Origin of the sequence: Rhizobium sp. WYCCWR 11146, assembly GCF_013591995.1 — a bacterium.
Taxonomy (GTDB): Bacteria; Pseudomonadota; Alphaproteobacteria; order Rhizobiales; family Rhizobiaceae; genus Rhizobium; species Rhizobium indicum.
In genome coordinates this window covers 480,183-496,154 of sequence record NZ_JACCEY010000024.1, presented here as the reverse complement: position 1 = coordinate 496,154, position 15,972 = coordinate 480,183, and the positions used below count along the sequence as shown (strand labels likewise).

General features: G+C 60.8%; 19 protein-coding genes. 9 read left to right on the top strand and 10 right to left on the bottom strand.

All coding sequences use genetic code 11. The features are described from left to right. Positions 1-143: 143 nt before the first annotated feature. Positions 144-1,232: an ABC transporter ATP-binding protein gene (locus tag HX899_RS22225; protein ID WP_171598673.1), complete on the top strand. Its 1,089-nt coding sequence runs from the start codon at positions 144-146 to the stop codon at positions 1,230-1,232. Positions 1,233-1,507: 275 nt separating this feature from the next. Here the strand turns inward: HX899_RS22225 and HX899_RS22220 are convergent, their stop codons facing one another. Next, positions 1,508-3,712 carry an OmpA family protein gene (locus HX899_RS22220; RefSeq protein WP_138329201.1) on the bottom strand — a complete coding sequence of 735 codons (2,205 nt, stop codon included), beginning with the start codon at positions 3,710-3,712 and terminating at the stop codon, positions 1,508-1,510. A gap of 331 nt (positions 3,713-4,043) precedes the next feature. Here HX899_RS22220 and HX899_RS22215 point away from each other — a divergent pair, with 331 nt between their 5' ends. The 4 genes from HX899_RS22215 to HX899_RS22200 all read left to right on the top strand — a co-directional run bounded on the left by HX899_RS22215 (position 4,044) and on the right by HX899_RS22200 (position 6,993). Continuing rightward, positions 4,044-4,817 carry a transporter substrate-binding domain-containing protein gene (locus tag HX899_RS22215; RefSeq protein WP_003560025.1) on the top strand — a complete coding sequence of 258 codons (774 nt, stop codon included), beginning with the start codon at positions 4,044-4,046 and terminating at the stop codon, positions 4,815-4,817. A gap of 113 nt (positions 4,818-4,930) precedes the next feature. Continuing rightward, positions 4,931-5,737 (top strand): ABC transporter permease, encoded by an 807-nt coding sequence (locus HX899_RS22210; RefSeq protein ID WP_138329200.1) that lies wholly within the window; start codon positions 4,931-4,933, stop codon positions 5,735-5,737. Further along, positions 5,734-6,564, top strand: a complete 831-nt coding sequence (locus tag HX899_RS22205) for an ABC transporter permease (RefSeq protein ID WP_138329199.1) — start codon at positions 5,734-5,736, stop codon at positions 6,562-6,564. The genes HX899_RS22210 and HX899_RS22205 overlap by 4 nt, the downstream gene beginning before the upstream one ends. Positions 6,565-6,726: 162 nt before the next feature. After that, positions 6,727-6,993: an usg protein gene (locus tag HX899_RS22200; RefSeq protein ID WP_062942183.1), complete on the top strand. Its 267-nt coding sequence runs from the start codon at positions 6,727-6,729 to the stop codon at positions 6,991-6,993. Positions 6,994-7,057: 64 nt separating this feature from the next. On the opposite strand, the gene HX899_RS22195 is transcribed toward HX899_RS22200, so the two are convergent. Then, positions 7,058-7,783: a DUF2270 domain-containing protein gene (locus tag HX899_RS22195; protein ID WP_181293408.1), complete on the bottom strand. Its 726-nt coding sequence runs from the start codon at positions 7,781-7,783 to the stop codon at positions 7,058-7,060. A gap of 114 nt (positions 7,784-7,897) precedes the next feature. Between HX899_RS22195 and HX899_RS22190 the strand changes: the two genes are divergently transcribed. From HX899_RS22190 to HX899_RS22175, 4 genes are all read left to right on the top strand, one after another. Next, a complete protein-coding gene (locus HX899_RS22190) occupies positions 7,898-8,716 on the top strand; it encodes a class I SAM-dependent methyltransferase (RefSeq protein WP_171598672.1) in 819 nt (272 codons plus the stop codon). A 128-nt stretch (positions 8,717-8,844) separates the two neighbouring features. Further along, positions 8,845-9,531 (top strand): glutathione S-transferase family protein, encoded by a 687-nt coding sequence (locus HX899_RS22185; RefSeq protein ID WP_181293407.1) that lies wholly within the window; start codon positions 8,845-8,847, stop codon positions 9,529-9,531. Next, positions 9,528-9,869, top strand: a complete 342-nt coding sequence (locus HX899_RS22180; protein WP_138329195.1) for a helix-turn-helix transcriptional regulator — start codon at positions 9,528-9,530, stop codon at positions 9,867-9,869. The genes HX899_RS22185 and HX899_RS22180 overlap by 4 nt, the downstream gene beginning before the upstream one ends. Beyond that, positions 9,866-10,342 carry an SRPBCC family protein gene (locus tag HX899_RS22175; RefSeq protein WP_181293406.1) on the top strand — a complete coding sequence of 159 codons (477 nt, stop codon included), beginning with the start codon at positions 9,866-9,868 and terminating at the stop codon, positions 10,340-10,342. Before HX899_RS22180 ends, HX899_RS22175 begins: the two co-directional genes overlap by 4 nt. A 78-nt stretch (positions 10,343-10,420) precedes the next feature. On the opposite strand, the gene HX899_RS22170 is transcribed toward HX899_RS22175, so the two are convergent. The 8 genes from HX899_RS22170 to ssuD all read right to left on the bottom strand — a co-directional run bounded on the left by HX899_RS22170 (position 10,421) and on the right by ssuD (position 15,672). Continuing rightward, on the bottom strand, positions 10,421-10,888 hold the full coding sequence (locus tag HX899_RS22170; RefSeq protein ID WP_181293405.1) for a DUF1801 domain-containing protein: 468 nt from the start codon (positions 10,886-10,888) through the stop codon (positions 10,421-10,423). Positions 10,889-10,989: 101 nt separating this feature from the next. Then, positions 10,990-11,460 (bottom strand): DUF1801 domain-containing protein, encoded by a 471-nt coding sequence (locus tag HX899_RS22165; RefSeq protein ID WP_181293404.1) that lies wholly within the window; start codon positions 11,458-11,460, stop codon positions 10,990-10,992. An 11-nt stretch (positions 11,461-11,471) separates the two neighbouring features. After that, positions 11,472-11,693, bottom strand: coding sequence for a hypothetical protein (locus tag HX899_RS22160; protein WP_138329191.1), 222 nt, complete (start codon positions 11,691-11,693; stop codon positions 11,472-11,474). Positions 11,694-11,750: 57 nt separating this feature from the next. After that, positions 11,751-12,161: an SRPBCC domain-containing protein gene (locus tag HX899_RS22155; protein WP_003540362.1), complete on the bottom strand. Its 411-nt coding sequence runs from the start codon at positions 12,159-12,161 to the stop codon at positions 11,751-11,753. Further along, entirely contained in the window at positions 12,158-12,481 is a 324-nt protein-coding gene (locus HX899_RS22150) for a helix-turn-helix transcriptional regulator (protein ID WP_181293403.1), read from the bottom strand. The genes HX899_RS22155 and HX899_RS22150 overlap by 4 nt, the downstream gene beginning before the upstream one ends. A 247-nt stretch (positions 12,482-12,728) precedes the next feature. Beyond that, positions 12,729-13,556: an ATP-binding cassette domain-containing protein gene (locus HX899_RS22145; protein WP_181293402.1), complete on the bottom strand. Its 828-nt coding sequence runs from the start codon at positions 13,554-13,556 to the stop codon at positions 12,729-12,731. A 10-nt stretch (positions 13,557-13,566) separates the two neighbouring features. Continuing rightward, positions 13,567-14,403 (bottom strand): aliphatic sulfonate ABC transporter permease SsuC, encoded by an 837-nt coding sequence (ssuC, locus tag HX899_RS22140; RefSeq protein ID WP_138391000.1) that lies wholly within the window; start codon positions 14,401-14,403, stop codon positions 13,567-13,569. Positions 14,404-14,481: 78 nt separating this feature from the next. Next, complete coding sequence (gene ssuD, locus HX899_RS22135) at positions 14,482-15,672, bottom strand: FMNH2-dependent alkanesulfonate monooxygenase (RefSeq protein WP_168349466.1); 1,191 nt, start codon at positions 15,670-15,672, stop codon at positions 14,482-14,484. Positions 15,673-15,972 lie beyond the last annotated feature (300 nt).

Below are 15,972 nucleotides of genomic sequence, written 5' to 3'. Positions count from 1 at the left end.
CATCGCCGCTTAGAGCGCCGTGCGTCCTTTCGGACGAAGGACGCTCTAACTCTTTCTCGCATCGTGCTTTCCGAAAATCGATTCCGATTTTCGGGCCGATGCGCTGGGGCCAGGCGATGGAATTCTCATGAAAAGGTTACAGCATGTCCCAGGTGCGTTTGGATCAGGTCACCAAATCCTTTGGTAGCGTTGAGGTCATTCCTCCGCTCGATTTGGCAATTGCCGACAAGGAATTCGTGGTTCTTGTCGGGCCTTCCGGCTGCGGGAAGACAACCACCCTGCGGATGATCGCGGGGCTGGAACAGACGACGTCAGGGGAAATCCGTATCGGCGAGCGGGACGTTACTGCGCTGCGCCCGGGTCTGCGCAATTGCTCGATGGTGTTTCAGAATTACGCGCTCTATCCGCATATGACAGTCGCCGAAAACATCGGCTACGGCATGAAGGTGCGCGGAACTCCGAAGCAGGACATCGATGCCGCCGTTGCAAATGCGGCGCGCATTCTCAATCTCGGTGCCTATTTGAAACGCAAGCCGAACGCGCTCTCAGGTGGCCAACGCCAACGTGTGGCGATTGGCCGAGCGATCGTTCGCCAGCCGGATGTGTTCCTGTTCGACGAACCACTGTCCAACCTCGACGCTAAATTGCGCATTGAAATGCGGACAGAAATCAAGCTCTTACACCGCAGGCTCAAAACCACGATCGTGTACGTTACACACGATCAGGTAGAGGCGATGACGATGGCAGATCGGGTCGTGGTTATGAATCAAGGGCGGATCGAGCAGGCCGCTGACCCGATCACCCTTTATGAATCCCCGAAGAACCTCTTTGTCGCTGCCTTCATCGGTTCGCCAAGCATGAATTTCATCGAGGGGCGACTTGTGCAAAACTCCGGTGAAATTGCCTTCCAAGCCGAAGGTGGGGTCGACATTCCGGTTCCTACACAAAGAGCCGAGAGCCTTTCGGCGGCAGTGGAACAGTCAGTGGTTCTCGGAATCCGACCGGAACATACTATGGTTGGGGATCCCAACGTTCCAACTGTGAGCCTTCATGTCGCCGATATCGAGCCTCTCGGTCCATACACACTGGCGATTGGCAAGGTCGGGTCAGCGGCCTTTACTGCCCAGATCCACGCGTCATCGCGCGTTGGCCCGGATGACAGGATTAGCGTTCCAATTGATACCCAAAAAATGCACTTTTTCCTTAAAAGTACCGGAGATACGGTCGGCTAAGAAAGCACAGTGAGCTTATCCGGCAATCCACCAAAAGGGCATGCGGCCATCGCGATTTGCGCCGTATGAATTCAAAGATACGTGGCGTCGGCAGCCCCGCATAGGCGCTAAAGGCGTCGCAATGCCTCCGATGATCGACGACAATCCGCTCTCCTGCCGGCACCGCCCCGGTGGGGGGAAGAAGCCGCACGTCTCAACCATCCATCAAGCCGCTTGGAAAGCAGAAGAAAGAACGGAATGCCCCTCCCCAAGAATGGAGAGGGGCATCCACATCATCACTTGTTGGCAGCGACCGGGCGGACCAGTGCCGTGACGCGGCGGATAGTGACGCGGCGGTTTTCCTGCTCAGGGGCCGACGTGTTGACCTTCAGGTAGTTCTCACCATAGCCCTGCGTCGCGAGGTTCTCCGGCGCGATGCCGTAGACGTCGGAGAGCACGTTGGCGACCGATTCCGCCCGCTGGTCGGAGAGGATCAGGTTGCTCTGGTCTGAGCCGACAGCATCAGTATGACCCTCGATCAGGAAGGTTTCGCTCGGATCTTTCTCGAGCACCTGGCTGATCGCGTCGGCGACCTTGCGCAACGTGCGCGCCTGGGTCATCGGGATATCGGCGCTGCCGGTCGCGAAGGTGATCGTGTCGAGATCGATGCGACGCACCTTGTCGCGGATACGGGCCGAATACTTCACCTCATCCAGCGAATAGACGCGCTCGACCGGCTCGACGGGCGGCTCGCTCAGGAACTCGTAATAGTCCCGGTTCGGGTCGCTGCGGGTGTCGATGATGTAGTCGCTGAGCGGCACACGCAGCCGCATCGGCGGCAGGTCGGCGCCCGGATCCTCGAAATAGTCGCGGTCCGGATCGTCATAGAGATCCTGCGAATAATAGAGCACGTTCTCGCGTCCGCGGGCATCGACGCGCGAGCGCTGGATGATGTCGCCGTAGCGGTTGCGGATCGTCACGATGCGATAGCCTTCCGGCCGCGTGATCGTCTCGCGGTAGCGGTCGCCGGAGAGCTCTTCGTAGCTCGGTCGTTCGCCGTCGCGCAGGAAGCGCCTGTCATCGTCGCCGCGCACGATCGTCCTGTTGTCGTATTGGATGATCACACGGCTGTCGTCGCCGCGGTCGTCGAAGCGCGCGCCGTCGGGACGGACGAATCGTGGCCGCTCATCGAGCTTCCTGCCCTTCTCGCGCGTCACCGCCTCGAGTTTGACTGGCGCCGGCGCCTTGCCGCCGGTGGCGGCCTGTGCATCGGCATCGGAGGTCGGCACCTTCACCTCCTGGCTGTCGGCGCGCTGCCTGTCGCGGTCGCGGCGGCCTTCCCGGCCCTTGCTGCGGTCGGCATCCTTGTCGCTGTCGAGCACGGCCGCGCCGTTCTCCACCGGCAGCACGACGGTCTCGCTGCTCTTGGCCGGATCTGCGGCGATCTTCTTGCGGCGCTCCAGTTCCTCGGGCGAAGCCTTTTCCGGCGCCGGAATAGCCTGCTCAACCTGCTGGCCGCCGCTGGCATCCGGCAGCGGCTGGGCAGTGTCAGTTGCGGGCACGGCCGGCTGTGCGCCGGCGGGCTGCTCACCGGCGGGCTTTGCCGCCGTGCCGTCCTTGGGCTTTTCGACGGGTGCGGCTTCCGGTGCCGCCGCCTTGTCCTCCGTCGCCTTGCCTTCGGTTGCCTTGCCTTCAGTTGCTTTGTCTGTGGGTGCTTTGTCTGCTGGTGCTGCAGTCTCACCCTTTGTCGGCTTTTTCTCGGCCGGCGCCTCGGCTGCGGGTTTTGCCTCAGGCGTGGCTTCGGGCTTGGCCGTTTCTGCAGTCGGTGTCACGGCTTCGGGAGCGGCAGGCTGAGCTTCTTTCTCGGCCTTACCCTTGCCTTTATCCCTGCCCTGGGCCTTGTCCTGTCCTTTATCCCGTTTGCCACCTTCCGGCTTGGCTTCGGGCTGTGCTTGCTCCGCTTCCGGCTGAGCTTCCTTTGCTGCCGGCTGCTGTTCGGGTTCGGCCTGCTGCGCCTCCGTCTTCTTCGGCTTTTTCGGCTTTTCCTGGGTTACCGGCTGCTCGGCCTCGGGCTTTGCCTCGGGCTGCGCTTCCGATTTGGCTTTCCGCGCGGGCTTGCTTTCCGGCTGCTGAGCAGGCTCTTCTTTCGGCGCTGCTTCGGCCTTGGGCGCCTCAGGCTCTGCCTTGGGTTCAGGTGCCGGAGCTTCCTTGCGCTCAGCCTTCGGCTTTTCCGCGGGCGCTTCCTGCTGCGCCGGCTTCTCGGCGGCGGGCGCCTGTTCGGCCGGGGCTTCCTCCTTCTGCTTGCGCTTCTTCTTCAGCAACTCCTCTTCGGAAGGCGCATCCTGCGCCACCTGGAAGCTGCCCTGCTCGGCCTGCCGCACGGGCGAAGCCTGCGTCGCGACGTCGCGCACGGCCGCCATCGCCGCTGCCGGCTGCAAAGCCAGCGAAAAAGAAAGCAACGGAAAAGCCGCGCTTGCGAACAATCTTGATTTCATGCCCATCGGGTTTCCTCGATCCTGTTTGAGCTTCTTGAGGCCGCCAGGCCCTGGTTCCGCCCCTAGCCTCGCATTGAGGCGAAACGGCGGAATGGCAATTGCCGAGCCGCCGATTTGTTCCGGTTCTAAGAAGTTGGGGATTAACCTCGCGTGAATGTTGCAGTCTGCCGGCGTTCATCTCGCCTGCTATTTGCACCGCACAATTGCGATGGGATTTGTGTTGCAATTCCATGAAAAAAAGTCTGATTATCGCCGCAAGGCGGTCTCAGCACCGTTGAACTGCGGCCGTCAGCCCAACAGAAATAAGGAGCGACGGCCACCAACAGAGAGGATCCTCATGCTTAATTCTACCCGTATTTTCGCGGCAGCCTCGATCGCGGCGATGTCCCTTTTTGCCGGATCGGCCATGGCCGATGGCGAGAAATATGTGATCGGCACCGATTCGACCTATCCGCCCTTCGAATTCGTCGATGCCAGCGGCACCATCCAAGGCTTCGACATCGACATCACCAAGGCGCTCTGCGCCGAGATGAAGGCTGAATGCACCTTCGTCAGCACCGACTGGGATGGCATCATCCCGGCGCTCAACGCCAAGAAGTTCGACATGATCGTCTCCTCCATGTCGATCACGCCGGAGCGTCTGAAGCTCGTCGACTTCTCAAACAAGTACTACAACACCCCGCCGGCCATTGCCGTGCCGAAGGATTCGACGATATCGGACGTCGCCGGCCTCAAGGGCAAGGTGATCGGCGCGCAGACCTCCACGACACACGCCAACTATGCCGAGAAGCATCTCGCCGACACCGAGCTCAAGCTCTATCCGACCGCTGACGAATACAAGCTCGACGTTGCCAGCGGCCGTGTTGACGCCGTCATCGACGACGTCGTCGTTCTCTCCGAATGGGTAAAGTCCGACGCCGGCGCTTGCTGCAAGATCCTGACGACCCTGCCGGTCGACAAGGAAATCAATGGCAACGGCGCAGGCATTGCTATCCGCCAGGGCGATCCGCTCAGGGAAAAGCTGAACACGGCGATCGCCGCGATCCGCGCCAGCGGTGAATACAAGAAGATCCAGGACAAGTACTTCGACTTCGACGTTTACGGCCAATAAGAAATTCGTTATCTGGCCGACGAAGGTAATGGCGGAAGGCTTGCTCTTCCGCCATTTTTGTTTGACAAGGATTGCAAGATTAAAACGGCAAAAGCCGTGAGGGGAATTCTCGCATGGGCGGATTATTTTCCGCGCTGAGCTCCTTCTGGAGCTGGATTGTGCACATATTCGATCCGCTGTGCGGACCCGTTGGCATCTTCACGTGGTTAGGTCAGTCGACGATCCTTGCCTGTGGCGATACCGGCTGGGGCGACGAGATTGCGCTTGGCCTGCAGGTCACCATTTCGGTGGCGATCGTCACCCTACCGATCGGCCTCGCCATCGGCTTCCTGGTGGCGCTCGGCCAGCAGTCGGAGGAAAAGCCGCTGCGGCTGGCGGCTGGTATCTACACCACGATCTTCCGCGGCCTGCCGGAGCTTTTGACGCTCTTCATCATCTATTACGGCATGCAGATGCTGATCCAGTCTCTGCTGACCTTCGTCGGTTATGACGGACCGCCGATCGAGATCAACGCCTTCCTCGCCGGCGTCATCGCGCTTTCGGTCGTCTTCTCCGCCTACTGTTCGGAAGTGCTGCTCTCGGCCTTCCACGCCATTCCCAAAGGACAATATGAGGCGGGAGACGCGCTTGGGCTGCATCGCGGCCGCACGCTGCGCCTGATCATCCTGCCGCAACTCGTACGCATCGCGCTGCCGGGCCTGACGAACCTCTGGATGGTGCTGCTGAAGGATACCTCCTATGTCTCGATCATCAGCCTTGCCGATATCCTGCGCCAGACGAGTGTCGCCGTGCGCGTGACCAAGGAACCCTTCTTCTTTTATGGTCTGGCCTGTTGCCTCTATCTGGTGCTCGCCATCCTCTCCTCCTTTCTGCTCGTCTATGTCGAGCGTTGGGCCAAGCGTTCGGAGGTCCGCCGATGAGTTACGCCGAAACGCTGATTCCGCCGCAGCCCGCCCCCCGCAAGGTGATGAAGCCGATGACGCCGGCGCGCATGGCCGGCTATATCCTCGTCGCTCTCTGGGCTCTGCTTGGGGTGCTCCTGGTGATCTCCGTCATCAATGGCTGGGATCCGGAAAAATTCACCCGCTACGGGCCGCGTTATCTCCATGGCCTCTGGATAACGCTGAGCCTCGTCTTCATTTCCGTTATCTGCGGCGCCATCCTGTCCCTGCCGCTTGCCATGGCGCGCATGTCAAGGAACCGGGTGCTGAATGCGCTGGCCTACGGCTACATCTATTTCTTCCGCGGCACGCCGCTGCTTGCCCAGCTGTTCCTGGTCTATTACGGCCTCGGCATATTCCGGCCGCAGCTTGAGGCCGTCGGCATCTGGTGGTTCTTCCGCGATGCCTGGTATTGCGGCCTCTTTGCCATGACCATCAATACCGCGGCCTACCAGGCGGAAATCCTGCGCGGCGCCGTCGAAAGTGTGCCGCATGGCCAGCACGAGGCGGCCGCAGCACTTGGCATCCACAAGTTCATCGCCTTCCGCAAGATCATCATGCCGCAGGCTCTCATCGTCGCACTTCGGCCTTATGGCAACGAGATCATCCTGCTGATCAAGGGCTCGGCGGTCGTCGCCATCATCACCGTGCTCGACCTGATGGGTGAAACCCGCTACGCCTTCTCCCGCACTTTCGACTACCAGACCTATCTCTGGGCGGCGATCTTCTACCTCACCATCGTCGAGGCCTTGCGCCATCTCTGGGCCTGGTTCGAGCGCCGCCTGACCCGGCATCTCAAGCGCTGAGCCTTTGGCAGCACTCTCGGGACGATGCTGCCAAACCATTGATATTAAAAATAAATTGCCCTTTTACGAAGTATCTGTAAAGCTTCCGTTAACCACTCGCATGTTTCCATATCATGCAGCGCTAATAAGCGCGCGAGTGGGAACAAGAAGAAGCGGAATACGATGCATAAGGACATGGAAAAACAACTGAAGGGCTATGGTCTGACGACCGCCCAGATCCTCTACCGCCTGCCGGACCACCCGGTGATCCTACAGACCTATGTCTGGCAGGATTACGACCTCGCCCCTGATTTTCCCGAAATGCGCGGCTTCCTGAAATTCTGGGAAGAGAAGCTCGACGGGCCGCTGCATTCGGTGCGCTACATCCACCGCCAGCTGATCTCGGCAACCGAGTGGCGGGCACTGAAGGGCGAGTTCATCCTGCACTGATCGGCTCTGCAGCATGATGCCGAAAAGTGTGAACGGCTTTTCGCAGAACATCATGCTCACCAGATCAGACATGTGCTTCGCCATGGCCGAATTCGCCTTCGTCGCGATCCGGGCGCAGGGCGAAACCGAGCATGCCGACATAGAAGGCGATGACGACTGCAATGACCGCAAGGCCGGGAACCGGCCCGAGCACGGCATTGTCGATGACATAGGCCCACGACTGCGCCTGCAGCGCCGGCATCCCCTCCGTCTGCAGTTTCGGCGTCGAGATCTTCAGGCACCAAGCGAGCAACAGGATGAAATACATCCAGCCATAATTGCGTTTGAGCCGGCGGTGCATCGCCTCTTGATAGCTGAGCAGAAAGCGCGGCTTGCGCAGGCTGCGGGCGACCACCACCGCCCATTCGCTGCCGGCATTGGCGTCGGGCGCCAGAATCTGTGCGAAATAGCAGCGCTCGATCTGGCGAATGCGCGCGCGATAGATATCGAAGAAGCGGTAGCGCCGCGCCTCGATCATCAGAAGCAGCGTCACCAGCATCATCCCGAACAACAGCACCCCGTGATGCGAGGTCGGCGTCGACAGCGACACCGAGAGGAATGCTGCGACCACGGTGATCGCCCAGTTGGAGGTCCGGTCGATGCGGTCGCGCCAACTCGTCATCCGCCCGAGTTCGCCGCGGTAATAATGGCTGAGCGTGTTGGTGACCTCGTTTGGTGTCGTAGGTAGCAGTAGTGCCCGGCCGGCCTCTCCTTCCCTCGCCGATAATGTCCTTTCTGGCTCCGTTTTCATGGTCTTTCCTCCCTGGGTCTTCTTTTCGGCCATTCTGCGCCCGCAATCGCGCCATTGCAAAACATCGAAAGCCGTCTTAGACGCATGCCTGAAACAAAAGGACGATGGACTGTGATGGCAAAGAAGATCGACGAAGATGCCCTTGGCGAGGCCTACAACCGCGCGCTGGAGCTGGAAAAGGCCGGAGATGTCGATGCGGCCGTTGCAGCCTATGAGGAGGTCCTGGCACTCGATCCCGACGATCACGGCGGTGCGGCCGTACGCATCGCCGCGATGGGCCGCGGCGAAACGCCGGTCAAGGCGCCCGACGCCTATGTCGAGACCTTGTTCGACCAGCATGCCGAGGTTTTCGAGGACGTGCTCGTCGAGCAACTCGGCTATCACGTGCCGATGCTGGTGCGCCAACGCCTGCAGGCTTTAAAGCTCGGACCGTTCAAGCGGTTGCTCGATCTCGGCTGCGGCACGGGCCTCACCGGCGGCGCGCTGCGCGACCTCTGCGCTGACATGACCGGCATCGACATATCGGAGAAGATGGTCGAGATCGCCCATGAGAAGGATCTCTACGAGACGCTCTTCGTCGCCGAGGTCGAGGATTTCCTCGACGACAACGACGAGGAAGCCTTCGACATCATCGCCGCCACCGACGTGCTGCCCTATCTCGGCGCGCTTGAACCGCTGTTCTTCGGCGCCGCCGAGAACCTGATGCCGGGCGGATTGTTCATCTTCTCCTCGGAAACCCTGCCTCAGGAAATTCTCGCCGGCCGCGCCTATATGGTCGGCCCGCACCAGCGCTTCGCTCATGCCGACGCCTATGTCAGAGAACGCCTGACGGCCACCGGTTTCGAACTCGTCGAGATATCGGATATCAACGTGCGCATGGAAGAAGGCCAGCCGACACCAGGCCATTTGGTGATCTCCCGGTATAATGGCTGACGCCAACACTTGATAGATCAGCTGCCGGAATACTTGCACGGTTGGCGAAGTATCTATTGCGTAATGTGTTATGACCTGATAGTTAGTCGATCGGTAAAGTTTACCGCAACGATAGGAAAGGTCGCCGCATGTCGCTCGTGCTCCATGGGCATCCGCTCGCATCCTTCTGTCATAAAGTGCTGATCGCGCTTTATGAAAACGGCACTCCCTTCGAGAATCGCATCGTCGATCTTTCCGACGAAAGCTCGCGCGCCGATCTCTTTCGCTTCTGGCCGATCGGCAAGATGCCGCTGTTGCGGGACGAGGCGCGCGACAGCACCATTCCCGAGACATCGATCATCATCGAATATCTCGAGCAATATTATCCCGGCCCCGTTCGCCTGCTGCCGCTGGAGATCGACCGGGCGCTGCAGGTTCGCCTCTGGGACCGCTTTTTCGACCACTATGTCCAGGCGCCGATGCAGACCATCGTCAGCAATCGCCGGCGCCCCGACGACACGGCGGATGAGATCGAGGTAGCCGCCGCCAATGCGACACTCGCGACCGCCTATGCGATGATCGAAAAGCAGCTCGCCGACAAGCAATGGATATCAGGCGACGACTTCACCATGGCCGATTGCGCCGCCGCCCCTGCCCTCTTCTATGCCGAGACACTGATCCCGTTTTCAGCGGAACAGCCGAGTCTTCGCGCCTATTACGACCGGCTGCTGGCGCGCCCGTCCTTTGCAAGGGTGCTGGAAGAGGCCCGCCCCTACTTCAAATTCTATCCCTACAAAGAGCGGTTGCCGGCTCGCTTCCGGGATGCGACGGAATGATGGACGGCCAGGCGGATCTCGACCGCATGTTCCATGCACTTTCCGATCGCAGCCGCCGCGGCATGATCGATCGTCTCGGCCGCGGCCCGGCCTCCGTCACCGAGCTGGCCGCGCCGCTCGCGGTTGCCCTGCCGACGGTCATGAAACATCTGCAGGTGCTGGAGGAGAGCGGCCTCGTGCTCTCCCAAAAATCCGGCCGGGTGCGAACCTACCGCCTGCAGCAGGATGCGCTTGCCGCCGTCGAGCGCTGGGTGGAGCAGCGGAAGATCCGCTGGACGACTACCTTCGACAGGCTGGATCACTTTCTCGCCAATGAAACGGAGACCCTTCCCGAATGACGACACGATCCGCCGAACACGCCACTCTCGTCATCGAGCGTCACCTGAAGGCGCCGGTCGCCCGCGCCTTCCGCGCCTGGTCGGCGCCGGAAGCCAAGCGCCAATGGTTCGCCTGCCACGGCGAGTGGGTGCCGCTGGACTACGGGCTCGATTTCCGCCCCGGTGGCGCGGAAAGGAACTACGTCGCCGATACCGACGGCCTTCTGCACGCCTATGATGCCCATTACATCGACATCGTGCTCAATACCCGCATCATCTATGCCTATGAGATGAAGCTCGGGGAAAGCCGCATCTCTGCCTCGCTCGCCACCGTCGCCTTCGAAGCCGAACCCGGCGGCACCAAAATGGTCTTCACCGAACAGGTGGTCTTCCTCGACGGCTACGCCGATAACGGCGCCCGCCTTCAGGGCACCGAGATCGGCCTCGACAATCTGGAACTCTTCCTCGAACGCGAGGAAAGCCCCATCCACTGATCGCATGTCACGCAAAACCAAATCGCCTCGCATGAATCAGGTTTGACGCGATGCGTTTCAGGCGAAATAAGCCAAGCCTCAAGCGCTGCTTGGTTTCTTCCGCGAGCCGGCAGGACGAGCCGCGGCCCGCTTTGAAGTGTTAAGTGTGACAGCACCACGAATGAGCGCCTTCAACGCCTCCTCGTCAACCTCATCGCCCTCATGGAAATCGATGGCGCGCCTGGTATTGCCGTCAAGGCTGGAGTTGAAGAGGCTTGAAGGGTCCTCCAGCGAGGCCCCCTTGGCGAAGGTCAGTTTCACCACGCTCTTGTAAGTCTCGCCGGTGCAGATGATCCCGGCGTGCTCCCACACCGGAACGCCTCTCCACTTCCATTCCTCGACCACGTCGGGCTCGGCCTGCCTGATGAGAGTTCGGACCCGAGCGAGCATCTCGCCGCGCCAATCGCTCAACTCCTCGATTCTCGCATCGATCAAACGAGAAGGAGAGTCTCCGTCTTTCTCTTCGCTGGAGCCGCTCTTCTTCGGGGTTGCCGTGGCTTTCTTCATCGATATCTCCCCTTCATCCCTTAAATGCTGATGGCCTAAGCGCGCAGTGCGTCTTTTCGGACGCACAAAGGACGCTCTAACGCTTAAATCTACGCGTCCGCTCACATTCGTTCGCCGGGCAATTGGCTTGCCTGTTCCACCCAGGCGGCGAGCTGGGCCTCGTCGAGTCGGTCTTCCTCATGAATGTGGAAGTAACGCACTTCCTTTTGTTTGGACTCGCCGGGCGGAACGGGACTGAGCGACGTGCCGCGGAAGAAAGCAACCTTGATGTATTTTGCGAAGCAATGGACACCGAGAAACCAGCCCTGCCCTTCCATGCCATAGAGCGGCGAGTTCCATTTCACGGCCTTGTACACCCCGGGCACCGTGCGGGTGATGAGCGCGTCGAGGCGATGCCCGACGTCGCTTTTCCAGCCGGTCATGGCGGCGATGTAGGCTTGCACGGGAGCGTCGCCGTAACCCTTGGCGATCTGAGGGTTGCCGCCCGAGAGAAGGGTCGGCTCCGCGGTATCAGGCTTGGCGGCTGTCTTCTTCGTGACCTTTGCCGCAGTCTTGAGTGTCTTCCCGGACATTGCCTTCACTCCTACCCTCCCCTGCGTCCCGCGCCGCGCCACTTTGTGGCATATGGCAGCGCGAACAGGTAGAGACCGGTGAGCAGCAGCAAGGTCAGCGGCAGCAGCGCCATGAGGCCCACCCAGACCGACGATTTCTCCTGCACCATCGCGATGATATTAATTATGACGGCCAGCGTAAAGGCAATGGACAGCCAACGGTGGATCTGCCGAAGCCAGTTATTCCAATTCAAGGGAACCTCCTGCGAAAACGAGCGAAGCGGATGGCGTGATCCGTTTTGGCAGCGGTCTCACTCGATGCGCGTCAGCACCTGCTCCAGCTTTGCGAAGAACTGCTGCCAACCGCTTTTGGCGCCCCCGTAAGCCTGCCGCTGATCCGGCCGGAAGCCCGACTGCTCCATGCGCAACTGCGTGCCCGCGCCCTTGGGTGTGAGAGTCCAGGTGACGACACTTTCGAGATCATAGGCAGCCCAGGTGTAAGACAGAGTTTTGTTCGGCTCGACTTCCAGGACCTGGCAGTCGACCGAGCCCCAATCCGCGCTCAGCTTGAAACGGTGATCCACGACCGGCACGAAGTCGTTCTTCATTAGCCAGTCCGCAATCAGATGCGGCTGCGTGAGCGCGCGCCAGATCTTTTCCGGCGGAAAAGGGATCTCTCGTTCGACGATGACGGAACGGGTTTCGTTTGAAATTTCGGTCATTGGTCCATCCTTTTCAATAGATCTTCCAGCTGGTCGAACCGATTTTGCCAAAAGCCCGCCATCTCACTTGTCCAGTCGATAAGCGGCGCCAGCGCACCGAGCTGGGCGCGATAGTGGGTCTGGCGACCTTCATGGCGGTCGCGCACCAATCCGGCCTGCTTGAGGATTCCGAGATGTTTCGAGACGACCGGTTGCGAGACCCCGGCCCGAGCCGTCAGAGCCCCGACCGTCTTCTCTCCTTCGCGGCACAGCCTTTCGAAAAGAGCCCTCCGGGTCGGATCGGCGAGCGTTCTGAAGAGCACATCCTGGGTGTCTGACATCTACAATCCATACCTCGTTGGCTATGGATTTACGTATAGCCGTGGAGGTATGAATGAGTCAAGCTGGACATAAAACAACTTGAGGAAAGTAGTATTGCTGAATTTGGTGTTCGTGGCAGCGCGCGTGACAGAGGTGGGTGAATTCACATACCCAAGCGGCTATACATATTCGCCATTAGACATGCATGCTCGCGCGGACACGCCTCGCCTATGCCGAGGTCATGTAGCGTCGCGAACAGCCTTGGGATCAATGGCCGCCGTCGGTGCCGAGAATCGCGGCAAGCAGCCGGCCTTCCAGCTCGGCGAGGCCAGGATGCCCGTGCCGGCGCGGACGCGGATAGGGAATGGGAAGATCGAGTGCGATCCGCCCCTCGTCGAGCACGATGACTCGGTCGGCGAGATGCACCGCCTCGCTGACATCATGGGTGACGAGCACTGCGGTGAAGCCGAGTTCGCGCCAGACACGGTTGATGAGTTCCTGCATGCTGATCCGCGTCAGAGCATCGAGTGCGCCGAGCGGTTCGTCGAGTGCCAGCACGCCGGGCCGGCTGACCAGCGCCCGCGCAAGCGCCACGCGCTGCCGCTGCCCGCCGGAAAGCCGCGCCGGCCATTCTCTGGTCTTTTCGCTAAGCTGGACTTCGGCAAGCACAGCATCGGCCGCCTTTGCCGCCGCCCGACTGTCGATGCCGTCGCCGAGCCCGACGACGACATTGTCTGCGACACTGAGCCAGGGCAGCAGCCGCGGCTCTTGAAAGACGATGCGCGCGTTCGGGCTCGCCTGCGCCCCGTCGGCATCCTCGAAATGCAGCTCGCCGGCACTCGGCTCGTCGAGGCCCATCAGGATGCGCAGCAGCGTGCTCTTGCCGCAACCGCTCTTGCCGATTACGGCGACGAACTGGCCGGCCGGAATATGCAGGTTGATGCCGCGCAGCACGCGGTTGGCCCCAAAACTCTTTTCAAGCCCCGTCAGGCTGATCGCCGCAGGCGCACTGCGGCCCACCGCGGGCGCGTTTTCACGCGCATAAGCTGGCTCTTCGGCGACGGCGTGAAAACGCTCATGCGCGATCGATGTCATGGCATCTCTCCTATTTCTGATAGACCGGGTTCCAGGCGAGCAACCGCCTCTCCAGAACCCGGGCGATGACATCGGCAAGCTTGCCGAGCACGGCATAAATGACGAGGGCGAGCACGACGACGTCAGTCATCATGAATTCGCGGGCATTGTTGGCCATATGGCCGATGCCCGAGGATGCGGCAATCGATTCCGATACGATCAGCGTCAGCCACATGATGCCGAGCGCATATCTGAGACCGACGAAGATCGACGGCAGCGCACCTGGAAAGATCACCTTGCGGAAAAGCGTCCAGTTGCCCATGCCATAGACCTTGCCCATCTCGATCAGATCGCGATCGACATTGCGCACCCCGTGATAGGTGTTGAGATAAACCGGGAAGAGCACCCCGAGCGAGGTCAGAAACAGCTTCGATTCCTCACCGATCCCGAACCACAGGATGACGAGCGGGATCATCGCCAGATGCGGAATGGTGCGCAGCATCTGCAGCGTCGTATCGGTCAATTGCTCGGAAATGCGTGATACGCCATTGGCAATGCCGAGCAGGAAGCCGATCGAGCCGCCGACGAGAAGGCCGGCAAAGGCGCGGCCGGCGCTCACCAGCACGTCATTCGGCAACTGGCCGGAAACCGTCGTCGACCAGAAGGCGAGGCCGACATCGGCTGGCGACGGCATGATGCGCGACGAGATCCAGCCGACAGAGGAGGCAAGCTGCCAGAACGCCACGATCGCCACCGGCACCAGGTAAGGCGTCAGCTTCTCCAGGCCGGGCAGCGGCAGGCGCAGACCCGCCTTCCCGGCCTTTTCGGAAGCGACCGACCGTACGAACGGAGTATCGAAAGTCGACATGCTTTGTCCTCGCGCTTATCGAAAGCAGGGTGTCGCAAGCCGTAAGCGACTTGCGACGGTGTCACGCTCTGTTCGAGCTCAGGAGCCGGAGACGACTTTCAGATTGCCGCCATGGCTGCCGCCTGCGAAGACCTGCTTGCGGCCGAACTCGTTGTTGAAGCCCAGACGCTGCTGCTCGCGGGTGATGCCGAGTTCGGGGAAAAGCAGTTCGGCGACGCGATAGGCCTCTTCCAGATGCGGATAGCCGGAGCCGATCACCGTATCGATGCCGATCTCCTGATACTCGCGAAGGCGCGCGGCCACCGTCTTCGGCGAGCCGACCAGCGCCGTGCCCGCACCGGCGCGCACCAGGCCGACGCCGGCCCAGAGGTTCGGCGAGACTTCGAGCTTGTCGCGCCGGCCGCCGTGAAGGGCGGCCATGCGCTTCTGGCCAACCGAATCGGACTCGTGAACGAAGCGCTCCTGCGCCTCGCGGATCGTATCGTCGTCGAGATGGCGGATCAGCCGCTCAGCAGCCTCCCATGCCTCATCATCGGTTTCGCGCACGATGAAGTGCAGGCGAATGCCGAAGCTCACCTCTCGGCCGCGCTCGCCTGCGGCCTTGCGCACCTTGGTAATTTTCTCGGCAACCTGTGCCGGCGGCTCGCCCCAGGTCAGGTACTTGTCGACGCGTCCGACGGAGAAATCGATGCCGGCATCCGACGAGCCGCCGAAATAGAGCGGCGGGCGCGGGTTCTGCACCGAGGGAAAGCCGAGGCGCGCATTGGTCGCCTTGATGTATTTGCCGTCGAAGCTTGCCGTTCCCTTTTCCAGCAGTTCCTCGAACACGGTGAAAAACTCTTCCGCATGGGCGTAGCGCTCGTCATGCTCGAGATGGATGCCATCGCCGGCAAGCTCCGCAGGGCTACCGCCGACGACGATGTTGAGCAGCAGGCGGCCGTTGGAGATCCGGTCGAGCGTCGTCGCAAGACGCGCGTAATAGGCAGGCGATGCCGTGCCGGGACGGATCGCCACCAGGAACTGCAGCTTCTCGGTCTTGGCGGCAAGGGCTGCTGCCGTCACGAAGGATTCTTCGCAAGCAACCCCGGTCGGCAGCAGCACGCCGGAATAGCCGAGCCGGTCGACGGCTTGGGCGATCTGCGTGAGATAGCCGATCTCGGGCGCACGGTTGAGCTCGGAGGAGCCGAGATAAGTGCCGTCGCCCGATGTCGGAATGAACCAGAGGAAATTGATGGGCTCGGATGTGCCTGTATGGGAGATGGTGGTCATTGGAAGACGGTCCTTTAGCTGCGGAATTCGAAAATCAACTCGCGTGGTCGAGATGGCTCTCTGCAAGCGGCGACACGCAGACCGTCTGCCTTGCGCAGAGCCGCCGCCGCACAGATGCTTGGGAGGATCGTAGTGGCGGCGGAGGCGGCAAGAAGGCCGGCTGTCTGTCTATGCGCGAGCATCTGAAATATCCCTGTCGATCGGATTGGCAGTAGGCAGATGCCTTTCGGTGTCTCTCGATCGTGAGGATAGTGACATAGACCACCAATTAGATCGACAATATCAATTTGCTATTCTAAT